At 36.3% G+C, this 22404-nt stretch carries 22 protein-coding genes and 1 pseudogene; 2 read left to right on the top strand and 21 right to left on the bottom strand.

Annotated features, from left to right (window positions below; all coding sequences use genetic code 11):
* The first annotated feature begins 30 nt into the window (after positions 1-30).
* Entirely contained in the window at positions 31-435 is a 405-nt protein-coding gene (locus LA20249_RS00170; protein ID WP_057739038.1) for a helix-turn-helix transcriptional regulator, read from the top strand.
* Positions 436-683: 248 nt separating this feature from the next.
* Here LA20249_RS00170 and LA20249_RS00160 read toward each other — a convergent pair whose 3' ends face one another.
* The 4 genes from LA20249_RS00160 to murI all read right to left on the bottom strand — a co-directional run bounded on the left by LA20249_RS00160 (position 684) and on the right by murI (position 2858).
* Positions 684-977 carry a YtxH domain-containing protein gene (locus tag LA20249_RS00160; protein ID WP_057739040.1) on the bottom strand — a complete coding sequence of 98 codons (294 nt, stop codon included), beginning with the start codon at positions 975-977 and terminating at the stop codon, positions 684-686.
* A gap of 2 nt (positions 978-979) precedes the next feature.
* A complete protein-coding gene (locus LA20249_RS00155) occupies positions 980-1390 on the bottom strand; it encodes a DUF948 domain-containing protein (protein ID WP_057739041.1) in 411 nt (136 codons plus the stop codon).
* A 66-nt stretch (positions 1391-1456) separates the two neighbouring features.
* A complete protein-coding gene (locus tag LA20249_RS00150; protein WP_057739042.1) occupies positions 1457-2056 on the bottom strand; it encodes an XTP/dITP diphosphatase in 600 nt (199 codons plus the stop codon).
* Positions 2031-2858, bottom strand: a complete 828-nt coding sequence (gene murI / locus LA20249_RS00145; protein WP_057739043.1) for a glutamate racemase — start codon at positions 2856-2858, stop codon at positions 2031-2033. Before murI ends, LA20249_RS00150 begins: the two co-directional genes overlap by 26 nt.
* Before the next feature lie 133 nt (positions 2859-2991).
* On the opposite strand from murI, the gene LA20249_RS00140 reads away from it, so the two are divergent.
* Positions 2992-3462 carry a DUF2507 domain-containing protein gene (locus LA20249_RS00140; protein ID WP_057739044.1) on the top strand — a complete coding sequence of 157 codons (471 nt, stop codon included), beginning with the start codon at positions 2992-2994 and terminating at the stop codon, positions 3460-3462.
* A gap of 66 nt (positions 3463-3528) precedes the next feature.
* Here LA20249_RS00140 and trxA read toward each other — a convergent pair whose 3' ends face one another.
* From trxA to mutL, 17 genes and pseudogenes are all read right to left on the bottom strand, one after another.
* Positions 3529-3840 carry a thioredoxin gene (gene trxA / locus LA20249_RS00135; RefSeq protein ID WP_057739045.1) on the bottom strand — a complete coding sequence of 104 codons (312 nt, stop codon included), beginning with the start codon at positions 3838-3840 and terminating at the stop codon, positions 3529-3531.
* 65 nt (positions 3841-3905) lie between these two features.
* Positions 3906-6259 (bottom strand): annotated as a pseudogene (locus tag LA20249_RS00130) (endonuclease MutS2).
* A 52-nt stretch (positions 6260-6311) separates the two neighbouring features.
* Positions 6312-6854, bottom strand: coding sequence for a CvpA family protein (locus tag LA20249_RS00125; protein WP_083477930.1), 543 nt, complete (start codon positions 6852-6854; stop codon positions 6312-6314).
* A gap of 99 nt (positions 6855-6953) precedes the next feature.
* Entirely contained in the window at positions 6954-7250 is a 297-nt protein-coding gene (locus LA20249_RS00120; RefSeq protein ID WP_057739046.1) for a DUF1292 domain-containing protein, read from the bottom strand.
* A gap of 9 nt (positions 7251-7259) precedes the next feature.
* Entirely contained in the window at positions 7260-7694 is a 435-nt protein-coding gene (ruvX, locus tag LA20249_RS00115) for a Holliday junction resolvase RuvX (RefSeq protein ID WP_057739047.1), read from the bottom strand.
* Positions 7695-7952 (bottom strand): IreB family regulatory phosphoprotein, encoded by a 258-nt coding sequence (locus tag LA20249_RS00110; RefSeq protein ID WP_025084641.1) that lies wholly within the window; start codon positions 7950-7952, stop codon positions 7695-7697.
* A 62-nt stretch (positions 7953-8014) separates the two neighbouring features.
* A complete protein-coding gene (gene alaS / locus LA20249_RS00105; protein ID WP_057739048.1) occupies positions 8015-10651 on the bottom strand; it encodes an alanine--tRNA ligase in 2637 nt (878 codons plus the stop codon).
* Between the two features lie 240 nt (positions 10652-10891).
* Positions 10892-12238: a DEAD/DEAH box helicase gene (locus LA20249_RS00100; RefSeq protein ID WP_057739049.1), complete on the bottom strand. Its 1347-nt coding sequence runs from the start codon at positions 12236-12238 to the stop codon at positions 10892-10894.
* A complete protein-coding gene (locus LA20249_RS00095; protein ID WP_057739050.1) occupies positions 12239-13195 on the bottom strand; it encodes a DHH family phosphoesterase in 957 nt (318 codons plus the stop codon).
* Positions 13188-14279, bottom strand: coding sequence for a DNA polymerase IV (gene dinB / locus LA20249_RS00090; RefSeq protein WP_418236100.1), 1092 nt, complete (start codon positions 14277-14279; stop codon positions 13188-13190). Before dinB ends, LA20249_RS00095 begins: the two co-directional genes overlap by 8 nt.
* 56 nt (positions 14280-14335) lie before the next feature.
* Positions 14336-15775, bottom strand: coding sequence for a glucose-6-phosphate dehydrogenase (gene zwf, locus LA20249_RS00085; protein WP_057739052.1), 1440 nt, complete (start codon positions 15773-15775; stop codon positions 14336-14338).
* A 230-nt stretch (positions 15776-16005) separates the two neighbouring features.
* Positions 16006-16488, bottom strand: a complete 483-nt coding sequence (gene yajC / locus LA20249_RS00080) for a preprotein translocase subunit YajC (protein WP_057739143.1) — start codon at positions 16486-16488, stop codon at positions 16006-16008.
* Positions 16489-16584: 96 nt separating this feature from the next.
* On the bottom strand, positions 16585-17727 hold the full coding sequence (tgt, locus tag LA20249_RS00075; protein ID WP_057739053.1) for a tRNA guanosine(34) transglycosylase Tgt: 1143 nt from the start codon (positions 17725-17727) through the stop codon (positions 16585-16587).
* 9 nt (positions 17728-17736) lie between these two features.
* Entirely contained in the window at positions 17737-18771 is a 1035-nt protein-coding gene (gene queA, locus LA20249_RS00070) for a tRNA preQ1(34) S-adenosylmethionine ribosyltransferase-isomerase QueA (protein WP_057739054.1), read from the bottom strand.
* Positions 18772-18833: 62 nt separating this feature from the next.
* Positions 18834-19868, bottom strand: coding sequence for a Holliday junction branch migration DNA helicase RuvB (gene ruvB, locus LA20249_RS00065; protein WP_057739144.1), 1035 nt, complete (start codon positions 19866-19868; stop codon positions 18834-18836).
* A gap of 36 nt (positions 19869-19904) precedes the next feature.
* Complete coding sequence (ruvA, locus tag LA20249_RS00060; protein WP_057739055.1) at positions 19905-20498, bottom strand: Holliday junction branch migration protein RuvA; 594 nt, start codon at positions 20496-20498, stop codon at positions 19905-19907.
* 2 nt (positions 20499-20500) lie between these two features.
* Positions 20501-22402, bottom strand: a complete 1902-nt coding sequence (gene mutL, locus LA20249_RS00055; RefSeq protein ID WP_057739056.1) for a DNA mismatch repair endonuclease MutL — start codon at positions 22400-22402, stop codon at positions 20501-20503.
* Between the last annotated feature and the right edge of the window lie 2 nt (positions 22403-22404).

Here is a 22404-nt window from a genome sequence, read left to right as displayed (position 1 = left end):
TTTATACAAAACAATTTATAGGAGGTCTATATGAGCTTAGGAGTTACCATTCATGAAAACAGAGAGAAGCATCATTTGTCTCAAATTCAACTCGCTAATCAGCTTCATGTTAGTCGACAAGCAATTTCCAATTGGGAAAACGATCGATTCTTTCCCTCCATGGATAATCTTCTTGAATTAAGTACCATATTTGATATTTCTATAGATGATCTTCTAAAAGAAGATCCAATTTTAAAAAGTGAGTTTGAAAAACAACAAGTGATTAAAGATGCTAACTTTTTTAAATCATTCAATAAAAAAGAAGAGCTTTTGTTCTCCATAATTTTAATATTAATTGGTATTAAATTGGCCCCTCTAGGATTAGTTATCCCTATCATCTATTGGCTAGTTAGATTAAGGGCGATAAAGAGGGCAAAACAATATGAAAAAAAATAAAGATACCATATTCTATATTATTATCAGTTTAGTTCTATTAACACTCTATTATTTGATTAATAAAAACGGTCAAACTATTTATCTCTTACTCTTTATTACCATTTGGTTAGGATTTACTGCTTATGGCTTTTATATAATAATTAAAGCCTTTTTTAAAGATACAAAATAAATATGAACAAAACATATTAGAAATAAAAAGACCTTCAAATCAATGTTGATTTGAAAGTCTTTTTTCTTAAATTATTATATTAATCTTCGTTAAGGTCATCTTCGCTAAAAACGATATCAGATGAATCTTCATCATCTTTGATCTTATCTACAGTCGAACTCATATGATCTTTTAAAGCGTCAGTCTTGTCATTAAAGGCATTAACTAAATCACTGTTAGTATTCAGACCAACACCGCCGTTATTAAAGTCGCCACGAATTGTTTTAATATTTTCAATTAACTTTTGACCAGATTCACTGGTTAAATACTTAGAAGCAAAATATCCTGATGCACAGCCTAAAGCAAGGCCAATTATAAATTGATTATTTTTCATAATTATTTACTCTTCTTTCTCGGCCATACTTTAGATGCCGTCTTAGCGATCGTAGCTACGTTACCTAAGGTCAATAGATTTTGAAAATTGAAACCTGACTTGTGCTCCTGTGAAGTAGCAGCAGCACTCTTTTTACCAAGATTTTCCACTGTATCAAACAATGGATTTAACTTACTAGATTTACTATTAACATCGTCCATCAAAGTATTAGTCTTATCAACCAACTTCGTACTTTGATTCATAATCTGATCAGTATTCTTTGATAAAACTTCTACCATCTTGGTAGTTTCTTTCATTGTCTCTTGCAATTCTTGAAGTAATTTAGCTGTCTGAATCAATGTTCTGGCTAAATATACAACTAATACTACAAATGCAACGGCTGCAATCAATCCCGCAATTTGTCCACCAGTCATAATATTACCCTCCTGTATTTTAATAACACTTTCATACTAGCATTATAACAATTTTAGGGCAATTATTTACCAATTAATCCAATCTTGCCACTGTTTTTCTAATTTCTTCAAAGCATTGCCACGGTGACTGATCTGATTCTTTTGGTCAACTGTGATTTGAGCCATGGTCTTATCTAATTCTGGCAAATAAAATAGTGGATCATAGCCAAAACCATCATCCCCTTGAGGAAGCGTCCCAATTAAGCCTTTAACTTCTCCTTCAACAACTAGATCATGTTCATTTTTAGGATTAGCAAAGACCAATGTAGACACAAATCGAGCCGTGCGCTTGTCTTTTGGAACGCCGCCTAATTCACTCAATAATTTAGCATTATTAGCAGCATCGTCATGATCACCGGCGTATCTTGCTGAACGTACCCCAGGTTGACCATACAAGGCGTCAACTTGTAACCCCGAATCATCAGCAATGGTAGGCAAATTAAATCTCTCCATGACAGCATGTGCCTTTAGTGTGGCGTTCTCCTGAAAAGTTGAACCAGTTTCTCTTATTTCAGGGAAATCTGGAAAATCCAAAAGGGTTTTTAATTTGAAATCTTCCCCAGCAAAAACGCTCTTAAATTCACGTGCTTTACCCGGATTCTTAGTTGCTATTATTATTTCTTTCATTGTTTCCTCCGATATTTACTAAACTTATTTCATCAATATCAGTCTTTAACCAACGTTTAGCCAATCTGGCAAATTCTTTAATATCACCTGTAGCATACAATTTCACTGTTCTATTATTTAAGTTTGTTAATAAATCATTCTTCGTCAAATATTTCTTTGCGACATCTACAGTGCTAACCGCTGGATCAACTAATTTTGTCTGTGGTAAATAATCATTGATCTGTTTCTTTAACATAGGAAAATGAGTACATCCTAGAATCAAGGTATCAAAATCATTATCCTTAAATGGCTTCAAAGTTGCTTCAATATTATCTTTAGCTTCTTTAGTATCTGCTGTATCTGTCTCAACGAATGAAACAAATTTTTGTGCAGCGACACCTAGAGATTTAATCTTAGGGTCAATTTCACTGATAGTTTTATTGTAACTCTTAGAATTAATTGTTGATTCAGTCCCAATAATACCGATATGGTTAGTTTTCGTCACTTCAGAAGCCTCCTTGGAACCAGGCTGAATGACACCAATCATAGGAATTGTAAACTCTTGACGTAAAGTCTGTAAAGCGTTGGCTGTAGCTGTATTACAACCATAAATAATTATTTTTACATTTTGACTGATTAAATACTGTACCATTTCACGTGTATAAGATATGATTTGTTCATGAGTCTTTATTCCATATGGCATTCTTGCCTCGTCACCAATGAAAACAACATCTTCATTAGGCAACTGATTAATTACTTCTTTGACGACTGTTAATCCGCCTAATCCTGAATCTAACACTCCAATTGGTCTTTTATCACTCATAATGTTACCCCTACCTTTATTTAAGCGAGTTATTCGTATTCTATGAAAATAATTATGTGCTATCTTTTACATTGACTTAAAAAGCAATTATTCTAATGATATAATGAATTGTCTGAAAAAAGGAGTTAAAGCAATGGCCGCAAAATCAAATGATCTCAACAAACCAACGTTAACAGATGATACTCAAGATGATAAGAATGAAAATACGTTAACTGAAAATTACTTTGCAGTTTCGGTACTCCGCGATTTTATCCTTCCTGATCTACTAGATAAAGATACCGTTGAATTATTATACTGGGCAGGTAAAAATCTCAGTCGTCAGTTAATTCTCGATATGCAGAGCTTACCTGACTTATTTAAAAAAGCTGGTTTTGGTAAATTGGAAATTACCAAGCAAACCAAGCATAGTTATATTTATACCCTAACTGGTCCCGAAGTCGTTCAACGTTTCGATACTAATAACGATGATCCGGAGTTTTCATTAGAGACTGGAATAATTGCTGAAACTGTCGAAAAAACGATTGGGGCATATTGTTTAGGAACATATACCGTCAACAGCAAAGCCAAAAGCGTTTCAATTAAAATACAAATTGATCGAAACTAAAGTATACACCAAAAATCCCCCAATTCGCAGTGAATTGAGGGATTTTTATTTGAATAGATTTAGAAATTAGTCAGAATAATTGTCTAAAATCTTTTCAAGTTGTGCTTTGTTATGGAAGCCAGTTAATTTATCAACTACTTCGCCATCTTTTTTAATCATGAGTGTTGGAATAGCCATAATTCCAAATGATTTTGGTGTATTAGGGTTAGCATCAACATCCATCTTCATAAACTTAACTGAGTCATCATTTTCTGATAATTCTTCAACTACAGGTGATTGCATACGACATGGACCACACCATGTTGCCCAAAAATCAATCAATACAACACCATCTTTTGTTTCTTCTTCAAAATCCTTATCTGTTACTTCATCAACCATTATTATCACTCCTTAACAAATTAAATATTAGCATTTTTAAACATTTATGAAAAAATATCTGCTTACTACAAATCAACGATTGTCGCTCCAGAACCTCCAGAACTAGCTGGAGCGTACCCAAACGACTTAACTCGTGGATTACGTTGCAAATACTTCGTAACACCTTTTCTAATAACTCCGGTACCAAAGCCGTGCACGATCGTAACTTGATTATACCCAGCTAACAAAGCTGCATCAATATATTGGTCTAAGTCAGACATAGCTTCTTCATAGCGCTCGCCACGCAAATCAAGTTTGCTGGAAAGTCCTGTGCTCCGTGTTCGTCGAACCATAGTTGGCTTCTTTTCTGGTTCCGCTTCACTTGCTTGAGTCTTCTCCAAATCTTCGGCACCAAACTTCATCTTCAAAATTCCCAATTGCACTTCATACTGATCGTTCTTATCTTTACGTACAATCGTACCAATCTGGTCATAAGGTAAAGCTTTAACCTCATCACCAACTTTTAACATCTGCTTACGTTTGTTACGACGTAAAACTTTGTTTTTCTTAATCGCTTCATCTTGATGTAAATTCTTCAAATTAGTCTTGGCTGAAATAATTTGATCTTCCTTAACGACCGATCCTTCACGTTCCATCTTATGTAGATGATCAATAATCTTTTCGGATTCTTTTTTAGCCTTGGAAACAATTTGATTAGCACGAACTTTCGCTGCCTGAATCTCAGATGCCTTAGATTTATCCAGTGCATCAGTTTTAGTTTCATAATCTTTTTGAACAGATTTATTCTTGGACAATTGAACCTTCAATTGTTCATTTTTTTGTTCAAATTCTTTCCGACGATTTTCAAGATCAGCAATCATATTATTGAGATCCTGACTTTCGCCATCCATTAACGATTGTCCGCGTTCAACAACGCTTCGATCCATCCCTAATCTAGCAGCAATGTTAAAAGCATTACTTGCTCCAGGAATACCAATCAATAATTGATAAGTCGGCTTGAGTGATTTGTCGTCAAATTCCATGCTGGCATTAATTGTCTCAGGGGTATTGTAAGCAAAAACCTTCAATTCAGGATAGTGAGTCGTTGCCATGATAAAACAGTGCGACTGGGCCAATTTTTCCAAAATAGCGATGGCAATAGCTGCACCTTCTTGTGGATCAGTTCCTGCACCTAATTCATCTATTAAAACTAAACTATGCTCAGAAACTTTATGAATAATATTTATAATATTGTCCATATGTGATGAGAAAGTACTTAGATTTTGTTCAATCGATTGTTCATCACCAATATCCACGAAGATCTCGTCAAAGACAGCAATTTCGCTTTCTTCACGAGCAGGTATAAACAAGCCGGCTTGAGCCATCAATTGAATCAAACCTAGGGTCTTCATCGTAATAGTTTTACCACCAGTATTAGGACCAGTGATCAACATTGTCTTATAACCATCGCCCATCTTAATATCATTAGCTACGACCTTCTCAGGGTCGATAAGAGGATGTTTTGCATTATACAGGTAACTGTGTGGTCTTTAGAAATTACGGGCTCTGTCGCCTTTATTTCACGAGCATACTTAGCCTTAGCATTGATTAAATCAAATTGAGCTAAAACTTCATTGTTCTTAACAATCTCATCAATCTCTGGACGAACTAAATCAGACAAATCATTTAGGATACGGACTTCTTCCATCTTTTCAGACACTTGAGACTCGTGCAATTGATTATTTAATCCAACTACAGCTTGAGGCTCGATGTATAAAGTTTGTCCACTGGCACTTTGGTCATGAACAACTCCACCAAACTTGGTCTTATATTCAGTCTTAACTGGAATAACAAAGCGATCGTCACGCAAAGTAACAATAGCTTCAGTCAAATACTTGGTGTTCTTACCACGAGTATATTGTTCCATCGTCTGTCTAATTTGATCATTTAAACGACTGATCCGACCACGAATATATTTCAAATCATCTGATGCTGTATCTAAAACTCGACCAGTATCATCTAGGGATCTGGAAATTCGTTTCGTCAATCCGGGATTGTCAATCAACTTGTCATCAAGTTTGTACAATTGACGCAAATCGAGTTGATCATCTTTTAGTCCATCAAAGAATTCTTTTAATTCAGTAGTATTTTGAAGAACTTGTCCAATTTGGGCTAACTCTGTTCCATTTAAATTTCCATCTTTTTTCAATCGATTAGCTTGATCGTGTAGATCGGCTAATTTTCTAACCGGGATTTCACCCTTAATACGAAGAATATCGGCTCCATCTTTGGTTTGGTCGATCAATCTTTGAACGATTGATTCTACCGACATCGGCATTAATTTTTTTAAGAGAGTGTTCCCGCGCGTTGTAATCAGATATTTGGCAATTTCAGCTTTGATCTTGTCAAACTCTAATACTTTCAAAGCTTTATTATTCATATCTCTCTCCTACTATAAAATAAGACTGAAACAATTTGTCCCAGTCTAAAAGTTACATAGCTCCAATCCAAAGATGAGTTAACGTTTCGGTCAATACCGGCGTACTTTCAATCATCGTCGAAGCTATAAATGAATGTTGCAAAGCATGTTGAATTCCTGCCACTGGAATCATTGCTGCTAGTAACAACAGCATTAATATTGTTACGTAAGTGACAACTAATCCAATGATACCTCCACTCAAAATATTCACATCATTATACATTGGAAAATAAGTCAATCGTTTAAAATACAAACCTATAAAACGAATTACTATCCAACCAATGAAACATACGAAAATAAAAGCAAAGGCACGATAAAATGCATCGTCTAATTTCATACCAACTTTTGTAGAGAAAAAGGCAAACTCGCTGCCTAAACTAGCAGAAGGATAAGGAACTATCATCTCAAATTTTGGACCAAGAGCCTTAAATGACACCCAGGCCAAACAAAAGAATATTCCATAACCAACCGCATAAAATGCTTCCATGGCCAGACCACGTCGCGCACCAATATAAAAACCATAAATCAAAAGTAAAATAAGTAACAGACTAAGCATTATTTCTCCTTACATCAATCATGCTAAAAAGCGAATTTGTAAATCATATTAGGATAAAAAATACCAAACGATTGGCTTGCGCCAATCGTCATCTTCATTCTATTCTTCGTCACTTGTGAAGGTATTCAGTACCTCTTGGACCATATCCCATTCCTCTGGATCTTCAATTGGATTCAATTCTCCAGCATCAACGTCGCCATTTTTATCTGGTGAAAAGGAGAAAGCTTGAACTTCAATTTCATCTGAGTCTTCTGAATTCTTAGGATATAAGAAAACGTATGATTTACCATAATCATCTGAATCGAAAGTAAAAAGAATCTTGTAAGTTTCTTTGTTACCTTGATCATCACTTAGAATAACTTCATCTAAATCTTTTGGTGGTTGTTTTTCACTCATATTTATCACCTAATTTCGTGTTAGTTTACCTTTGGCATCAAGATAATTTTGTAGAATCATTTCTGCAGCAATCTTATCGACTACTTTCTTACGTTTACGACGAGAAACATTTGCTTCATCAATCAACATTCTTTCTGCTTGTACAGTAGTCAAACGTTCATCAATAAAATCGACTGGCAAATTAAATTTCTCTTCGACCATTTTGCCATATTCACGCGATTTTTCAGCTCTGGGACCTTCAGTGTTGTTCATATTTTTGGGCAATCCTAGAACTATGCCAGTTGCCTTTTTTTCTTCGATTATTTCGCCAAGACGATCCAACCCGAAGTCTTCTTTTTTCTCATTCATATGAATGGTCTCTACACCTTGTGCAGTCCAGCCCAACAAATCACTAGCTGAAACACCGACAGTTCTTGCGCCAACATCTAAACCTAATAATCGCATTTATTTACCTTGGTTGAGATAACTCTTAACTAATTCTTCGATTATCTCGTCTCTTTCATGTTTCAAAATCAAATTACGGGCATCATTGTGTCGTGGAATATAAGCAGGATCACCAGAAAGCAAGTATCCAACAATCTGGTTAATTGGATTATATCCCTTTTCCTCTAGTGACTGATAAACGCTCTCAAGTGTTTCCTTAACATCTTTACCCTTATTTTCATTAAAGTCAAAACTCATTGTTTTATCAAGTGAACTCATGGCAAACCTCCATATAACAAATATTTAAGTGACTAGAATGCTTAGTTCAATTATAGCCCACTTTAATAAGATTTAATAATATCTTTAGCTAATTGTAACGCATTTGTTAAACCAGCGGGGTTTTTACCACCAGCTTGAGCCATATCAGGACGACCACCGCCGCCACCTTGAATCTCTTTAGAGATCTTCTTAACAAGATCGCCGGCTTTTACACCCTTTGCTTGAGAATCTGCGTTTACAGCTACAACTAAGCTGGCTTTGTTATCACCACTAGCACCTAGAACTAAAATATCTGATTTGTTCTCATTCTTCCATTTATCGGCTAATTGTCTAAGTGTTTCCATATCAGCTGGAATTATATTAGAAATAACCTTATAACCATTAATTTCTTCAACATTGTCAAAGACTTCTGCTGATTTTTGACTTGTTAATTGCGTCTTTAAATTCTGATTATCACGTTTCAATTCTTTTATTTCATCAACCATTTGCTCAGCACGTGCAGGTACATCTTTTAATTGATTGACCTTCATATTCTTGGCAGTTGTTTGTAGAGTTTGAAGTTGATCGTTCAAGTATTCAAAAGCCTCTTCGCCAGTAACGGCTTCAATTCTTCTCGTGCCTGAACCGATGGCTGATTCAGAAGTAATCTTGAACAAGCCTAGTTCTGAAGTATTACGGGCATGTGTTCCACCACAGAATTCAGTTGAGAAGTCATCAATCTCGACAACTCGAACAGTATCGCCATATTTCTCACTGAATAAAGCAATTGCACCCTTTTTCTTCTTAGCCTCTTCAATTGGCAAAACTTCTGTTTTAACAGGAATAGCGGCCCAAATCTTTTCGTTAACGATCTTCTCAAGTTGCTTGATCTGTTCTGGAGTTAAAGCTGCTGTACTGTTGAAATCAAAGCGAAGATAATCCGGCTCAACCAATGAACCAGCTTGGTGAGTTCTTGAACTGACAACATCACGTAAAGCTTGATCTAACAAATGAGTAGCCGTGTGATTGTGACGAACCTTTTCACGGAAATCACCGTCGATCTCTAATTTATACTCAGTATCAGCTGAAATTTCTGACATAACATTTACTAAATGGATATTTTGACCGTTTGGAGCATGTTGAACATCAACTACCTCAGCAACTTGATTACCCTTAGTATCGTAAATATTACCCACATCAGCGACTTGGCCACCCATTTCTGCATAGAATGGTGTCTTATCAAAAATCAATTGTGCTTGACCTTCGGTAACGTTCTTAACCTCTTTGTCGTCAACAATAATATTCTTCAAAATACTTTGAGTTTCATTGTGATCATAACCAACAAATTCACTTGGTGTCTCAATTTCCATCAAAGTCTCATCTTGCATACCCATAGATTGCAAATTACCACGAGCATCACGGGCACGTTGCTTTTGTTCCTCCATGTTTTGTTTGAAGCCAGCTTCATCGACAGATAGACCTTGATCTCTGGCATATTCACGAGTCAATTCGACAGGGAATCCATAAGTATCATAAAGTTTAAAAGCCGAAGCACCATCAATAACTGTTTTACCTTGCTTGTTTAAATCAGCAATTACACCATTCAATAATGCTAAACCAGCATCCAAAGTTTCTGAAAAACGTTTTTCTTCTTGTTGAATTGTTTTAGCGATAAATTCTTGTTGTTGACTAACTTCTGGATAGTAACTCTCCATAATCTTTCCAACAATTGGTACCAATCTGTATAAGAATGGACCATTAACGCCTAATTTTTTACCATTCAAAACAGCACGTCTGATCAAACGTCTGATGACATATCCACGACCCTCATTAGAAGGCAATGCACCGTCACCAACAGCGAATGAAACAGTTCTAGCATGGTCGGCAATGATCTTGAATGAAATATCATCCTCATCATTTTCACCATACTTCTTACCGCATAATTGACCAACATCTTCAATCAAAGGCATAAATAAATCAGTTTCAAAATTAGTCTTTGTGCCTTGAACAATTGATACTAAACGTTCTAGACCCATACCCGTATCAATATTCTTATGTGGTTGTTCAACGTATTGACCATTTGGTAGGTGATTCAATTCTGAGAAAACAATATTCCAAACTTCAAGATAACGTTCATTTTCTCCACCAGGATAGTTCTCAGGATCATCTTCTGAAAGATTATTGAATTCTTGACCACGGTCATAGAAGATTTCAGAATCAGGACCACAAGGACCTTCACCGATATCCCAGAAATTATCTTCATTCTTTAAAATATGATCGGCGGGAATCCCAGCTTCTTGCCATAATTTTTGAGTCTCAGTATCTTTAGGATAAGTTGTAATATATAACTTATTTTTATCCATACCAATCCAGTCGGGACTTGTTAAGAATTCAAAAGCCCAAGGAATAACTTCCTTTTTGAAATAATCGCCGACAGAGAAATTACCAAGCATTTCAAAGAATGTTTGATGACGAGCTGTTCGACCAACATTTTCAATATCATTAGTTCTAATACATTTCTGAGCATTAGTAATACGTGGGTTCTGTGGAACGACAGTTCCATCAAAATACTTCTTCAAAGTGGCAACACCAGAGTTGATCCACAATAGAGTTGGATCATCATGTGGAACTAATGATGCACTAGGTTCAATCATGTGACCTTTTGTTTGGAAAAAGTCTAAAAACATTTTTCTTATCTCAGCACTTGATAAATTTCTCATATTATCTCCCCAAAAAAGCGAAAAATCGCTGCAATTCCAAGGACGCCCATGCGCGGTACCACCTTGTTTGCAACGATTTCGTTAGCCTCTCAACATTTTTTATCTACAATTTTAATTGGCAGCATCTTTATCTTAAATATTTAGGCTTTCGCACCAAACAGCCTTCTCTGAAAACATTTAACATAAGATATATCCAAAGAAAATATTAACCACCAACACAAAAATTGTCAATATTTAAAACTAACTATTCTTCTTACGTCTTGCATCTCTTTGTTTACGTCGTTCTTGTCTAACTTGAATCTTTCTTTGTTGACGATGTTCATCAGAGATTGCTTTTTTAATCTTTTTCTTATAACCAGGCTTACGCTTGGTCTTTTGTTTCTTTACAAACCCAACTAATTTAGTATCAAGTTTTTCTTGAGTGGCTTTACGACTTTGACGACGATCACGATCTTTCGCCTCAACGATTTCACCATTCTTAATATCTTTTTGTTCGAACTTAATACCCATATGTTCGATTTCGTCAACTTTACCATCCTCGCCCGGATCATAAAGCGTGATAGCAATACCAGACATTCCATTACGACCAGTTCTACCAACACGGTGAATAAAGAAGTCCAAGTCATCAGGAATCTCAGCATTGATAACATGTGAGACACCTTTAATATCAATTCCTCGAGCAGCTAAATCAGTTGCTACCACAAATTGATACTCCATATTTTCAACCTGTTTCATTGTTCGTTTACGTTCTCTAGGTGTTAATCCACCATGTATTCGAGCAACTTTCAAATCCTTATTACGTAAGTAATGATATATCTCATCAACGGTCTTCTTAGTATTAGCAAAAACCAAAACTAAGTATGGTTCACCAATTGTCATTAAGCGATAAATAATTTCTTTTTTATCGCGACCATGAGTGAACATTAACCAATTATCAACGTTCTTAGGGATGATACTATTACTCTTAATTTCTACTCGTTTAGGACCATGCATATATTTATTCAAAAATGGTTCCAATTTTTGTGGAATTGTAGCTGAGAAGACCATCATTTCACGGTCCTCCGGCAATTTATTGGTAATATTATCAATATCATTCAAAAAGCCCATGTCAAGCGTCATATCAGCTTCATCAACTACGTATCTTTGAACATTTTCTACATGCAAATCATTCTCACGAATCAAATCCCAAAGTCGACCTGGAGTTCCAATGGCAATTTGTGGTTGATGTGCTTCAAGCTTTCTCTTTTGACGATCACGATCAGCCCCACCAACAAAAATAAAGGCATGATACTCTTCTGGATAATTCTTCAAAATCGCTTGGGTATCTTCATAAATTTGATAAGCCAATTCTCTACTAGGAGTGGCAATCAATAATTGAACTTCTTGATTTTTAGTCAAGGCATTCATTGATGGCAACAAAAAGGCATGTGTCTTTCCTGAACCAGTTTCAGATTGGACAATAATATCCTTCTTCTTATTGACTAAAGAAATTACTGCCTCTTGTACTTTAGTCGGTTCGTCAAAATGTATCTCTTTTAATGACTTATTAATGGCATCATTAAAATTATATTGTGAAAATTTAGTCATCTATTCACCCTTCTGATTAAAATCAGTAACTATTTTTATTAATTCCTCAAACATTTGTTTAACTTCATCAAGATCTTTAGCTGTGGCACCACTTGCCAATGGATGTCCACCGCCGTCATGTTCTTTAGCCAATTCATTGATAATTGGACCTTGAGAACGCAAATGCATTCTGAAAGTACCATCATCTTTTTGAACAGCTTCCACCCAGGCGCTAATTTCCTTTAAACGTCCTGGAGTTGAAACAACTGAGTTAGCTTCTTCTTGATTTAGATTTAATTTATTCATCAAATCATGATCAATGATAGCTAACGCTGCACCAGACTTATCAATTTGTAAAATATCATAAATGAATCCTTGAAGTTTAGCTTGTTTCAAACTAACTTCATTCATTTTATTATTGATTGCAGCCGTATCAACGCCTAAAGCGATAAACTTTCCAGCGACTCTCATCGTGTGTTCCGTCGTTGATGGATAAAGGAACCTACCCGTATCGCCGACAATTCCAGCATATAGATAATAGGCAACTTTCTTGGTTAATTGTAAGTCATCGCTGCTGTCAATCAAGTCAGCAATGATTTCTGAACAAGAACTAGCATCAGTGTTAACAAACAATTGGTCTCCGAAAACATCATCATTAGGATGGTGATCGATCTTGATCAAAAATGCTCCATCATCAAAACGTTGATCGTCAATTCTTGGTTGGTTAGCGGTATCCACTACGATAACCAAAGCATCTTGATAATCTTCATCGCTTACTTTTTGAGCGCTTGAGAGCCATTTGAGACCCTCAGTATCATTTCCACCGATTAAAACTTTCTTTTGTGGAAAAGCTTGACGAATTGCAGTTGCTAAACCAGTTTGAGATCCCAATGCATCAGGATCTGGATTTTGATGACGTAGAATGATAATTCTATCATATTTTTTTATTGTTGCAATTATTTCGGCAAAACTATTCATTATAATTGTCCCCTTTGTAAGACAGATCCAAAGAAACTTCTTCATAAGATAATGGATCAAGATTTGTAATTGTAATCCCTAATAAACGGATTTTTTGATCGGTTACCTTTAATTTATCATAAATATCCTTAGCAACACGATAAATTTCCATTTTTGTTTGGACATAATCTTGAAAACTCATTCTTTTGGTGATCGTCTCAAAATCTGAATTACGCAGTTTGAGAACAACAGTTTTACCATGTTGACGTTGCTTTTTTAAATCCTTACTAACTAATTCAGCCAAAAAATCTAATTCCTGATTAATTTGCTCGTCGGTAACTAAGTTACGATTATACGTCCGTTCCCGACCGATTGATTTTCGCAACCGATGTCCATTAACTGGCGAATCATCAATTCCGTGAACCCGTTTATATATTACGTAACCCATTTTACCAAAATCCTTCAAAAAAACATCCTGATCTAACTTTTGCAGATCCTCACCAGTATAAATATTCATATCATGCATCTTTTGTTGCATGGCTTTACCAATACCATTGAATTTTTCAATCGGGATTGGTCTGAGAAAATCTTCCGCATATTGTCCTAAAATAATCGTTCGTCCAAAGGGTTTGCGATAATCAGAAGCCATTTTTGCTAAGAATTTATTATACGAAATACCGACTGAACAAGTTAAGCGAGTCTCCTTAACGATTCTTTGCTGAATGTAATTAGCTATTTTAATTGTGTTAATTTCATTTAACTTATTTTGAGTAACATCCAGATACGCTTCATCTAAAGCTACAGATTGATAATTATCAGTCACATCGCCAAAAATATTATGTATCTGTTGAGAAACTTGGCGATACAATTCAAAATTTGGTGGAGAAATCACTAATTTATCTCGAGGTATCAGATCGACCGCCTGTTGAGCTGGCATAGCGGAATGTGCACCATACTTTCGAGCATTGTAATTAGCCGTCGTCACGACTCCATGATGATGGTGTTTTCGTGGATCTTGGGCGACTATCAGACATTTCTTCTTATATTCTGGATGTTCTCTTTCTTCTACAGAAGCGAAAAAAGCATCCATGTCAACATGGATGATTTTTCGATTTTCTTCAATTCTAATTGGTATTTTTAAAAAGATGCTTCAACACCCCTTTAGTCCCAGATCCAAGAATTACCATCACGTTCCAATAGCATTTCTGCGGCATCTGGACCCATAGTTCCACTTATGTAATTAGGAAACTCTGGTGTTTGTGAATCCCAACGTTCTCTAATTGTATCAATATATTTCCAAGTACTCCTGAGCTCATCCCAAAGTGTAAAGTGAACTCTATTTCCAGATAAAATATCAATGATCAAGCTCTCATAGGCTTCACGAGCATTGTCAAATTCAGCTTCCTCAGGAAATTCAATAAAGTCCTGACCAGCATCCTTATAGTTTAGACCATTAATTAAAATACTGTTGCCATCTTCTTTTTCAATCAAGAGAGTCACAACAGAATTAGGTCTGATACCCAACTCTTTAACCTTATCGTTCAAAACAATGTCAATCCGTGAAGATTTGTCAGGCATTCTCTTACCAGAGCGAACATAGAATGGTACACCACTCCAACGATCAGTATTAAACTCAATTTTACCGGCAACAAAAGTTTCAATGTTAGAATCCTCAGCGACATTATCCTCTTGACGATAGGCCTTCTTTTCACCAGTCTTGTCAGTATCATATTGTCCACGAACGAATTCAGTATCAACTTCTTCAGGTGATAATTCTTTCAAACTAGCAAACAGATCACATTTATTTTTATGAATGACCTTAGCTTCTTTAGCCTTAGGATCATCACTAGCAATTGCACCAATGATTTGCATAACATGGTTTTGAATCATATCACGTAAAACACCAGCGGTTTCATAATATCCGCCACGATCTTCAACACCAATAGATTCAGCTAAGGTTACTTGAATATTTGAAACATACTTGTTATTCAATGCTTGTTCCAATTTAGGATTATTAGCTCGAATATTAGGAATATCTTGAACCATTTCCTTGCCAAGATAATGATCAATTCGATAAATATCATCTTCTGGGAATGCTTTAGAAATATTACCATTTAACTCACAAGCTGAATCTAGATCACGACCAAATGGCTTCTCAATCACCAAACGGTTATAGCCATCTTTGGTCTTTAAGCCCTCAGAATTAATATGTTCAGCTACTGTTCCAAAGAATCTTGGAGCAATTGCCATGTAGTAGACACGATTGTGACCAGCCTCAAATTGGTCATCAAGTTTACCTGCTAAATTCTTTAATGCAATGTAATGTTCTGAATCATTAACATCATGTGATTGATAGAAGAAATGCTTAGCAAATTCTTCCATAATTTCTTTGTCATCGTCAAAGTAATCTTCCAAAGAAGTGATAACAGTTTCACGGAAATAATCATCACTCCATGGACGACGTGCGGTACCAATAACAGCAAAATGATCTTTTAAAACTTTTGATTTGTAAAGACGGAACAATGAAGGATAAAGCTTACGGTGAGCTAGATCCCCTGAACCCCCGAATATAATAAAAATTGCTGATTTCTCTTTAGCCATTTTCTAAACTCCTTTGAAAGCATCATGTAGTTCTATTTTACCTCATGCCTTATTAAACATCTTCATTAATGACTTATTATTTGGTAAATATTTTGCATTATAAGCCTGATTTAAAAGCATTGTTATCTAGCGACACTTTTTATAATAAACCCTAAAGCATACTTTAAGGCAAGCTATTACCATCTTAAAAGTACTAAAAAAGCATCCTAAAGAGGATGCCTAATTCAGAACTATTTTTCATCAGTTTTTTTGTCATCAGAAGGAGTTGCTTCTTTTTCAGTTTCAGCTGGTTTCACAGCATCTGCTTTAGGTTCTTCCTTTGATTCTTCCTTTGGTTCGACCTTTTCTGTTTCCTTAGTTGAAGCATTGTCTGCTTCAGCCTTTTTATCATCAGCTGGCTTGTTTTCACTAGCAGCTTGACTAACTGGAGTTGTACGACGAATGAAGTTCAAGTCAAATGTTAAGTAAATACCATCACAGTCAACAACAACTTCTTTGTTGTCACGATCGATTGAAGCAATTACACCTTTAATACCACCAAGTGTAACAACCTTATCACCTTTAGACATTTCTTTGAGCATTTCTTGACGCTTTTGTTGTTGCTTCTTTTGTGGACGAATAGAGATAAAGTACATACCAACAAACATAATCGCAACAAAGATCAAAAGTCCCATGGAACCACCAGCACCAGCACCGGCACCTAACGTAAGCATATTCAAATTTTCCACCTCTTAATAATTTACATACTTATAGGTTACCAAAAATATAACTCTGTTTCCACTTTAGAAGAATTTTCTTATCAAAATCTTCTAAAATTTCTTAGCGTTTTTCTTATTGAAACCATAATCTTCAAAAACATGTTCTCTAAATTCAAGCAAGTTATCATCTCTGATAGCTTGACGAACACCCTTCATCAAATTCAAAAGGAAATATAAATTGTGATAACTAGTCAAATGAATTCCAAATAACTCATTGGCATTGATCAAATGACGAATATAGGCCCGTGAATAATTTCGACAAACATAGCAATCACAATTATCATCCAGTGGCGTAAAGTCATGAGCATATTTAGCATTCTTAACGACCAAGCGACCGTGGCTAGTCATACAAGTACCATTACGTGCAATTCTAGTTGGTAGAACACAGTCAAACATGTCGATTCCTCGAATAACTCCGTCAATCAAAGAGTCAGCCGTACCGACCCCCATCAAATAGCGTGGTTTATTTTCAGGCAACATTGGTGTCGTAAATCCCAAGACACGATTCATTTCTCCTTTAGATTCACCAACTGACAAACCACCGATTGAATAACCTGGGAAATCCATACTTACTAAATCCTTTGCGCTTTGCTTTCTTAAATCTTCAAAACCGCCACCTTGAACAATACCAAACAAAGCTTGCCAATCAGGATTACGATGAGCTTTTAAACCACGCTCAGCCCAGCGACTAGTTCTAGCCACTGAACGTTTAATGTAATCGTAACTTTCAAAAAATGGCGGACATTCATCCAGACTCATCATAATATCTGGGCCTAAGTAATTTTCGATTTTAATAGCTTTTTCAGGAGAAAGAAATTCCTGACGACCGTTTAAATGGTTTCTAAAGTGAACTCCTACCTCAGTGATATCACGCATCTTAGCTAGTGAAAATACCTGAAAACCACCAGAATCAGTCAAGATACCCTTGTCCCAATTCATAAACTTATGCAATCCACCGGCCTCTTTAACGATATCTTCACCAGGTCGAAGCCAGAGGTGGTAAGTATTAGCTAAAATGATTGAGGCACCAATTTTTTCCAAATCCTCAGGTGCCATGTTTTTAACAGAAGCTTCCGTTCCAACAGGCATGAACATTGGTGTCTCAAAGGTACCATGTGGAGTTTCCAGTAATCCTAAACGAGCTCCTGTATGTTTTTCTTTCTTAATTAATGTGTACTTAATAGCTGATTCCATAAATTTCCTCTACTTAATGAACATGGCATCGCCAAAACTGAAGAAACGATACTTTTCTTCAACCGCGTGTTGGTATGCGTTCAAAATATTTTCACGACCTGTAAATGCAGCGACTAACATAACTAAAGTTGATTTAGGCAAATGGAAGTTCGTAATGAAAGCATTCACCACTTTCCATTCATAACCAGGCTTAATAAAAATGTCAGTCCAGCCACTATCAGCTTTGATTTCCCCGTTAAATTTAGTTCCAATCGTTTCCAAAGTTCTGATTGAAGTCGTCCCTGTGGCTACAATCTTGCCACCATTTTGACGAACCTCATTCAAAGTCTTTGCTGACTCTTCATCCAAACGATAGAACTCAGAGTGCATTACATGCTTACTGATATCTGATTCTGTCACTGGACGAAAAGTTCCTAGACCTACATGAAGTGTTAGATAAACTAATTTGACACCTTTATCTTCAACTTTTTTCAACAGATCCTTAGTCCAATGCAATCCTGCTGTAGGAGCAGCCGCCGAACCATTCTCTTTGGCATAAACTGTCTGATAACGATTAGGATCATCTAGTTTTTCCTTGATATATGGAGGCAATGGCATTTCACCTAATTGTTCCAAGATTTCCATAAAAATTCCTTGATAATGAAATTCGATAATCTTGCCTCCGTGTTCCAAATCTTCTAGGACCTCAGCTTCAAGTTGACCGTCACCAAATTTAACTTTGGTACCGACCTTGGCACGTCGAGCAGGTTTCATTAAAACTTCCCACTTGTCGCCTTCAATATTGTTTAAAAGTAAGACTTCCTCATGCCCATCCGTATCTTCTTTTGTTCCATACAAACGAGCAGGCAAAACTCGTGAGTTATTCATTACCAAAGCATCGCCTGGATTCAAATAATCCAAAATATCATAAAAATGCTTATCTTGATATTGACCAGTTTCATGATCCAAAACTAAAAGACGTGATTGATCACGATTCTTGATCGGTGTCTGTGCAATAAGTTCTTCTGGTAAGTTATAATCAAAATCTTCTGTTGTCAGTGTCATCTAAATTCTCCTTTTTATTCGATTTATTCAAAGCTACGTGAATCACATTAATAATATAATGCTTAATTATTATCCGCTTCTTCGGGATATGGCAAACCCATATGTTCATAACCTTTTCTAGTTACAACACGGCCCTTAGCCGTTCGCTTTAAAAATCCCATCTGCATCAAATAGGGCTCATAGACCTCTTCAATTGTTTCTTGTTCTTCGCCAATATTAGCGGCAATAACTTTCAAGCCTACGGGACCACCATTGTAAAGTTCAATAATCATCGTCAAAATTCTTCGATCCAAATGATCGAGTCCAGCATCATCGACTTGGAGTTGGTTCAAAGCAGATTCTGCCATGTCGTAATCAATCGTATCTTTATTCTCTACTTGGGCAAAATCACGCACACGCTTCAACAAACGATTGGCAATTCTAGGCGTACCACGAGATCTTCTAGCAATCTCATGAGCACCTTCTTCATCAACGTTGATGTTGAGGACCTTGGCTGAACGGAAGACGATTTTTGACAACTCATCAATCGTATAGTATTCCATTCTTTCAATAATTCCGAAACGATCGCGCAATGGTGCCGACAATTTACCCGCAGCCGTCGTTGCTCCAATCAGTGTATACGGAACTAACTGATGATGTAAAGATCTTGATTCACTACCCTGTCCTACAATGATATCAATATAAAAATCTTCCATTGCTGAATAGAGCACTTCTTCAATTGCCCGAGGCATCCGATGGATTTCGTCAATAAACAAGACATCCCCAGGTTCCAATTCATCTAAAACTGCAACCAAATCGCCCGATTTTTCAATTGATGGCCCAGTTGTTGTATGGATATTAACACCCATTTCATTAGCAATAATCATTGCCAAAGTCGTTTTACCAAGCCCTGGAGGGCCATACAGCAAAACATGATCCAAAGTTTGTTGACGTTGCTTGGCAGCTTTAATATAAACATCTAATTCTTTTTTAGCCTTTTCCTGACCTAAATATTGGTCAAAACTTTGCGGACGAAGTGTCTGTTCAATGATATCTTCATTATTATCAAGTGAGTCGGCATCAGTTAGACGTTCACTATCATTTTCATTATTCTCGATTTTTAACACTCCCTTCCCTCAAACTTCTTTAAAACTTTACTTGCTTAATAACTTTAATCCAGCACGTAAATATTCATCAGCACTCTTCAAATGCTCTTTTTCAAGATTTGATTTAACTCGACTGATTTCTTTAGGTGAATAACCTAGTGACTCTAGAGCTGCTAAACCATCTTCTAATTCTTGACTCAGACCACTGCTGAAAGCAACAGGAGCCTCTCCAAGCGTCATCTGACCTTCAGAGGTGAACTTACCACTAAGATCCAAAATAATCTGCTGAGCCGTCTTCTTGCCAATTTTAGGAAACTTAGTCAAAAATTTCACATCATCATTCTCAATTGCGTGAATCAGACCTTGCAAGTCTTGTCCAGCCAAAATTGCTAAAGCACTCTTGGGTCCAATTCCGGAGACGCTGATTAGATGTAAAAAGATATTCTTCTCATTCAAATCATAAAAGCCGTACAAGGATTGTTCATTGTCACGGACAATTTGTTCTACGTAAACTTTCGCCTTTTGGTTTTCTTCATAGCGATAAGGGTTGGCTACTTGCACTTTATATCCGACACCTGCAACATCCACAACAACATATGAAGGGGTAACCGAGGTTATTAAACCACTTAAATATTCAAACATAATTATTCACTCTCTCTAGTATCATGTGGATCTTGGATTCTCTTGAACATTTTCTCAAGATCTTTATTACTGAACTCTACTAAAACTGGACGTCCATGGGGACAATTATATGGATTCTCGGCTTTAGTCAAATTATGCAACAATTCAATTGCCTCTTGATCGGTCAAATGATGATTGGCTTTGATAGCCCTTTTGCAACTCATCATAATAGCATTCTTTTCACGGAAGCTCGCCACACTGATTTTAGAATCATTTAAGACATAGTCAACCATTTCCTTGATTGTCGACTCTTCTTGACCGGGAACAAACCAGGTCGGATGCGTATTTACGACAAAACTATTTTGACCAAAATCATCCAGATACAACCCGATGCTTTCTAAAACAGGCTTCTTCTCCCGAATTAAAATACTTTCAGAATTAGGATAATCCAAAACAATTGGTACCAACAATTTTTGCTGATCTTGAGAAACCTTGCCAATCTCTTGGCGATAATATTCATAATTGACACGTTCCTGTGCGGCATGTTGATCAAGCAAATAGAAACCATCTTGACTTTCAGCGACTAAATAAGTTCCGTGAATCTGTCCAATGTAACGTAACTCTGGAAAACCTTTTTTTTCATCGTCAACTTGAGGTTCATCTGATTTAATTACCTTGACTTTATCAGCTTCACTCTTCAATCGTTCATCCCATGATTTTAAATGAACTGGATCTTTAAAAATCGGCTTACCATCAGTTAGGGTTTCAAAACGCTCAGTTTGCGGCTTTACTTGTGGCTGAGCAACCTCTGTTTGTTTCAATGGCTCAGAAATTTTATCAATCGTTTCAACATCATCAAAACTGATCTGTTCGGGTTTATATGTATCAAGTTTCTTAGTTTCTTTTCTACCTAAGTTCTTAACCGCATCAGGAATCAAGTTTTGTTGCGATAAACGTTTTTTTATCCCATCACTGATCAGATCGCCAATGTGACCCTCATTTGATAAACGCACCTCTTGCTTAGTAGGGTGAACGTTAATATCAACTAAACTAGGATCCATTTTTATATCAATCACTGCGATTGGATAACGTGCCACCATCAATTTAGATCCATAACCTCTCACTACGGCGTTGGTCAACTGAAAGTTCTTAATATAACGTCCATTTAGAATCAATGAAATATAAGAACGATTCGAACGAGTTGTATCAGGTTTAGAAAAGAAACCTTGAATCTCGTAATCGGGATCGGAATTTTGGAATTGAAACATGTGACTAGCAATCGTGCGACCATAAATCCCTGCAATTGTCTGTTGCAAATTATTATTGCCCGAAGTCCAAACAAGATCCTTACCTTCATGAATCAGGCGAAAAGAAATCTCTGGATGTCCCATAGCTAAGCGATCCACGATATCAACGATTCGATTCAATTCAGTATGAAGCGATTTGACATACTTCAGTCGTGCTGGAGTATTGAAAAAAATATCTTCGACTAGCATCGTTGTACCAATTGAGCGCGCAAAAGTTTCCTTTTTAACGAGTTCGCTACCTGAAAACTTAGCTTTGACAGCGGACTTACCATCAGTACTAGTTAAGACGGTTAATTTAGAGATAGAAGCAATACTAGCTAAAGCCTCACCACGAAATCCTAAAGTTTTAACATTAAATAAATCACGACCATTAGAAATTTTACTAGTGGTATGTGGCAAAAAGGCAACTTCGACATCATCTGCCGCAATTCCCTTTCCATTATCATTGACCTCAATTGATTTCATCCCAGATTGTTGCACGGTAATTAAAACTTGAGTTGCTTTAGCGTCGATGGAATTTTCTACCAGCTCTTTGACGACTGACGCGGGACGTTCGATAACTTCACCAGCCGCAATTTGATTACTTAGTTCAACTGGCAACTCATGAATTACTCCCACTT

This window comes from Companilactobacillus alimentarius DSM 20249, assembly GCF_002849895.1.
In the GTDB taxonomy this organism is placed as follows: domain Bacteria; phylum Bacillota; class Bacilli; order Lactobacillales; family Lactobacillaceae; genus Companilactobacillus; species Companilactobacillus alimentarius.
This window is presented reverse-complemented; position numbering and strand designations above follow the sequence as displayed.

Excerpts from the sequence above, each read along its gene's own strand:
- ruvA (WP_057739055.1), bottom strand. The coding sequence starts at position 20,498 with ATGTTTGAATATTTAAGTGGTTTAATAACCTCGGTTACCCCTTCATAT.
- yajC (WP_057739143.1), bottom strand. The coding sequence starts at position 16,488 with ATGCTTACGTTAGGTGCCGGTGCTGGTGCTGGTGGTTCCATGGGACTT.
- zwf (WP_057739052.1), bottom strand. The coding sequence starts at position 15,775 with ATGGCTAAAGAGAAATCAGCAATTTTTATTATATTCGGGGGTTCAGGG.
- LA20249_RS00160 (WP_057739040.1), bottom strand. The coding sequence starts at position 977 with ATGAAAAATAATCAATTTATAATTGGCCTTGCTTTAGGCTGTGCATCA.
- murI (WP_057739043.1), bottom strand. The coding sequence starts at position 2,858 with ATGAGTGATAAAAGACCAATTGGAGTGTTAGATTCAGGATTAGGCGGA.
- LA20249_RS00120 (WP_057739046.1), bottom strand. The coding sequence starts at position 7,250 with ATGAGTGAAAAACAACCACCAAAAGATTTAGATGAAGTTATTCTAAGT.
- LA20249_RS00095 (WP_057739050.1), bottom strand. The coding sequence starts at position 13,195 with ATGAATAGTTTTGCCGAAATAATTGCAACAATAAAAAAATATGATAGA.
- LA20249_RS00155 (WP_057739041.1), bottom strand. The coding sequence starts at position 1,390 with ATGACTGGTGGACAAATTGCGGGATTGATTGCAGCCGTTGCATTTGTA.
- trxA (WP_057739045.1), bottom strand. The coding sequence starts at position 3,840 with ATGGTTGATGAAGTAACAGATAAGGATTTTGAAGAAGAAACAAAAGAT.
- LA20249_RS00150 (WP_057739042.1), bottom strand. The coding sequence starts at position 2,056 with ATGAAAGAAATAATAATAGCAACTAAGAATCCGGGTAAAGCACGTGAA.
- queA (WP_057739054.1), bottom strand. The coding sequence starts at position 18,771 with ATGACACTGACAACAGAAGATTTTGATTATAACTTACCAGAAGAACTT.
- LA20249_RS00140 (WP_057739044.1), top strand. The coding sequence starts at position 2,992 with ATGGCCGCAAAATCAAATGATCTCAACAAACCAACGTTAACAGATGAT.
- LA20249_RS00110 (WP_025084641.1), bottom strand. The coding sequence starts at position 7,952 with ATGAGTTCACTTGATAAAACAATGAGTTTTGACTTTAATGAAAATAAG.
- alaS (WP_057739048.1), bottom strand. The coding sequence starts at position 10,651 with ATGAGAAATTTATCAAGTGCTGAGATAAGAAAAATGTTTTTAGACTTT.
- LA20249_RS00125 (WP_083477930.1), bottom strand. The coding sequence starts at position 6,854 with ATGCTTAGTCTGTTACTTATTTTACTTTTGATTTATGGTTTTTATATT.
- tgt (WP_057739053.1), bottom strand. The coding sequence starts at position 17,727 with ATGGAATCAGCTATTAAGTACACATTAATTAAGAAAGAAAAACATACA.
- ruvX (WP_057739047.1), bottom strand. The coding sequence starts at position 7,694 with ATGCGATTATTAGGTTTAGATGTTGGCGCAAGAACTGTCGGTGTTTCA.
- LA20249_RS00170 (WP_057739038.1), top strand. The coding sequence starts at position 31 with ATGAGCTTAGGAGTTACCATTCATGAAAACAGAGAGAAGCATCATTTG.
- LA20249_RS00100 (WP_057739049.1), bottom strand. The coding sequence starts at position 12,238 with ATGACTAAATTTTCACAATATAATTTTAATGATGCCATTAATAAGTCA.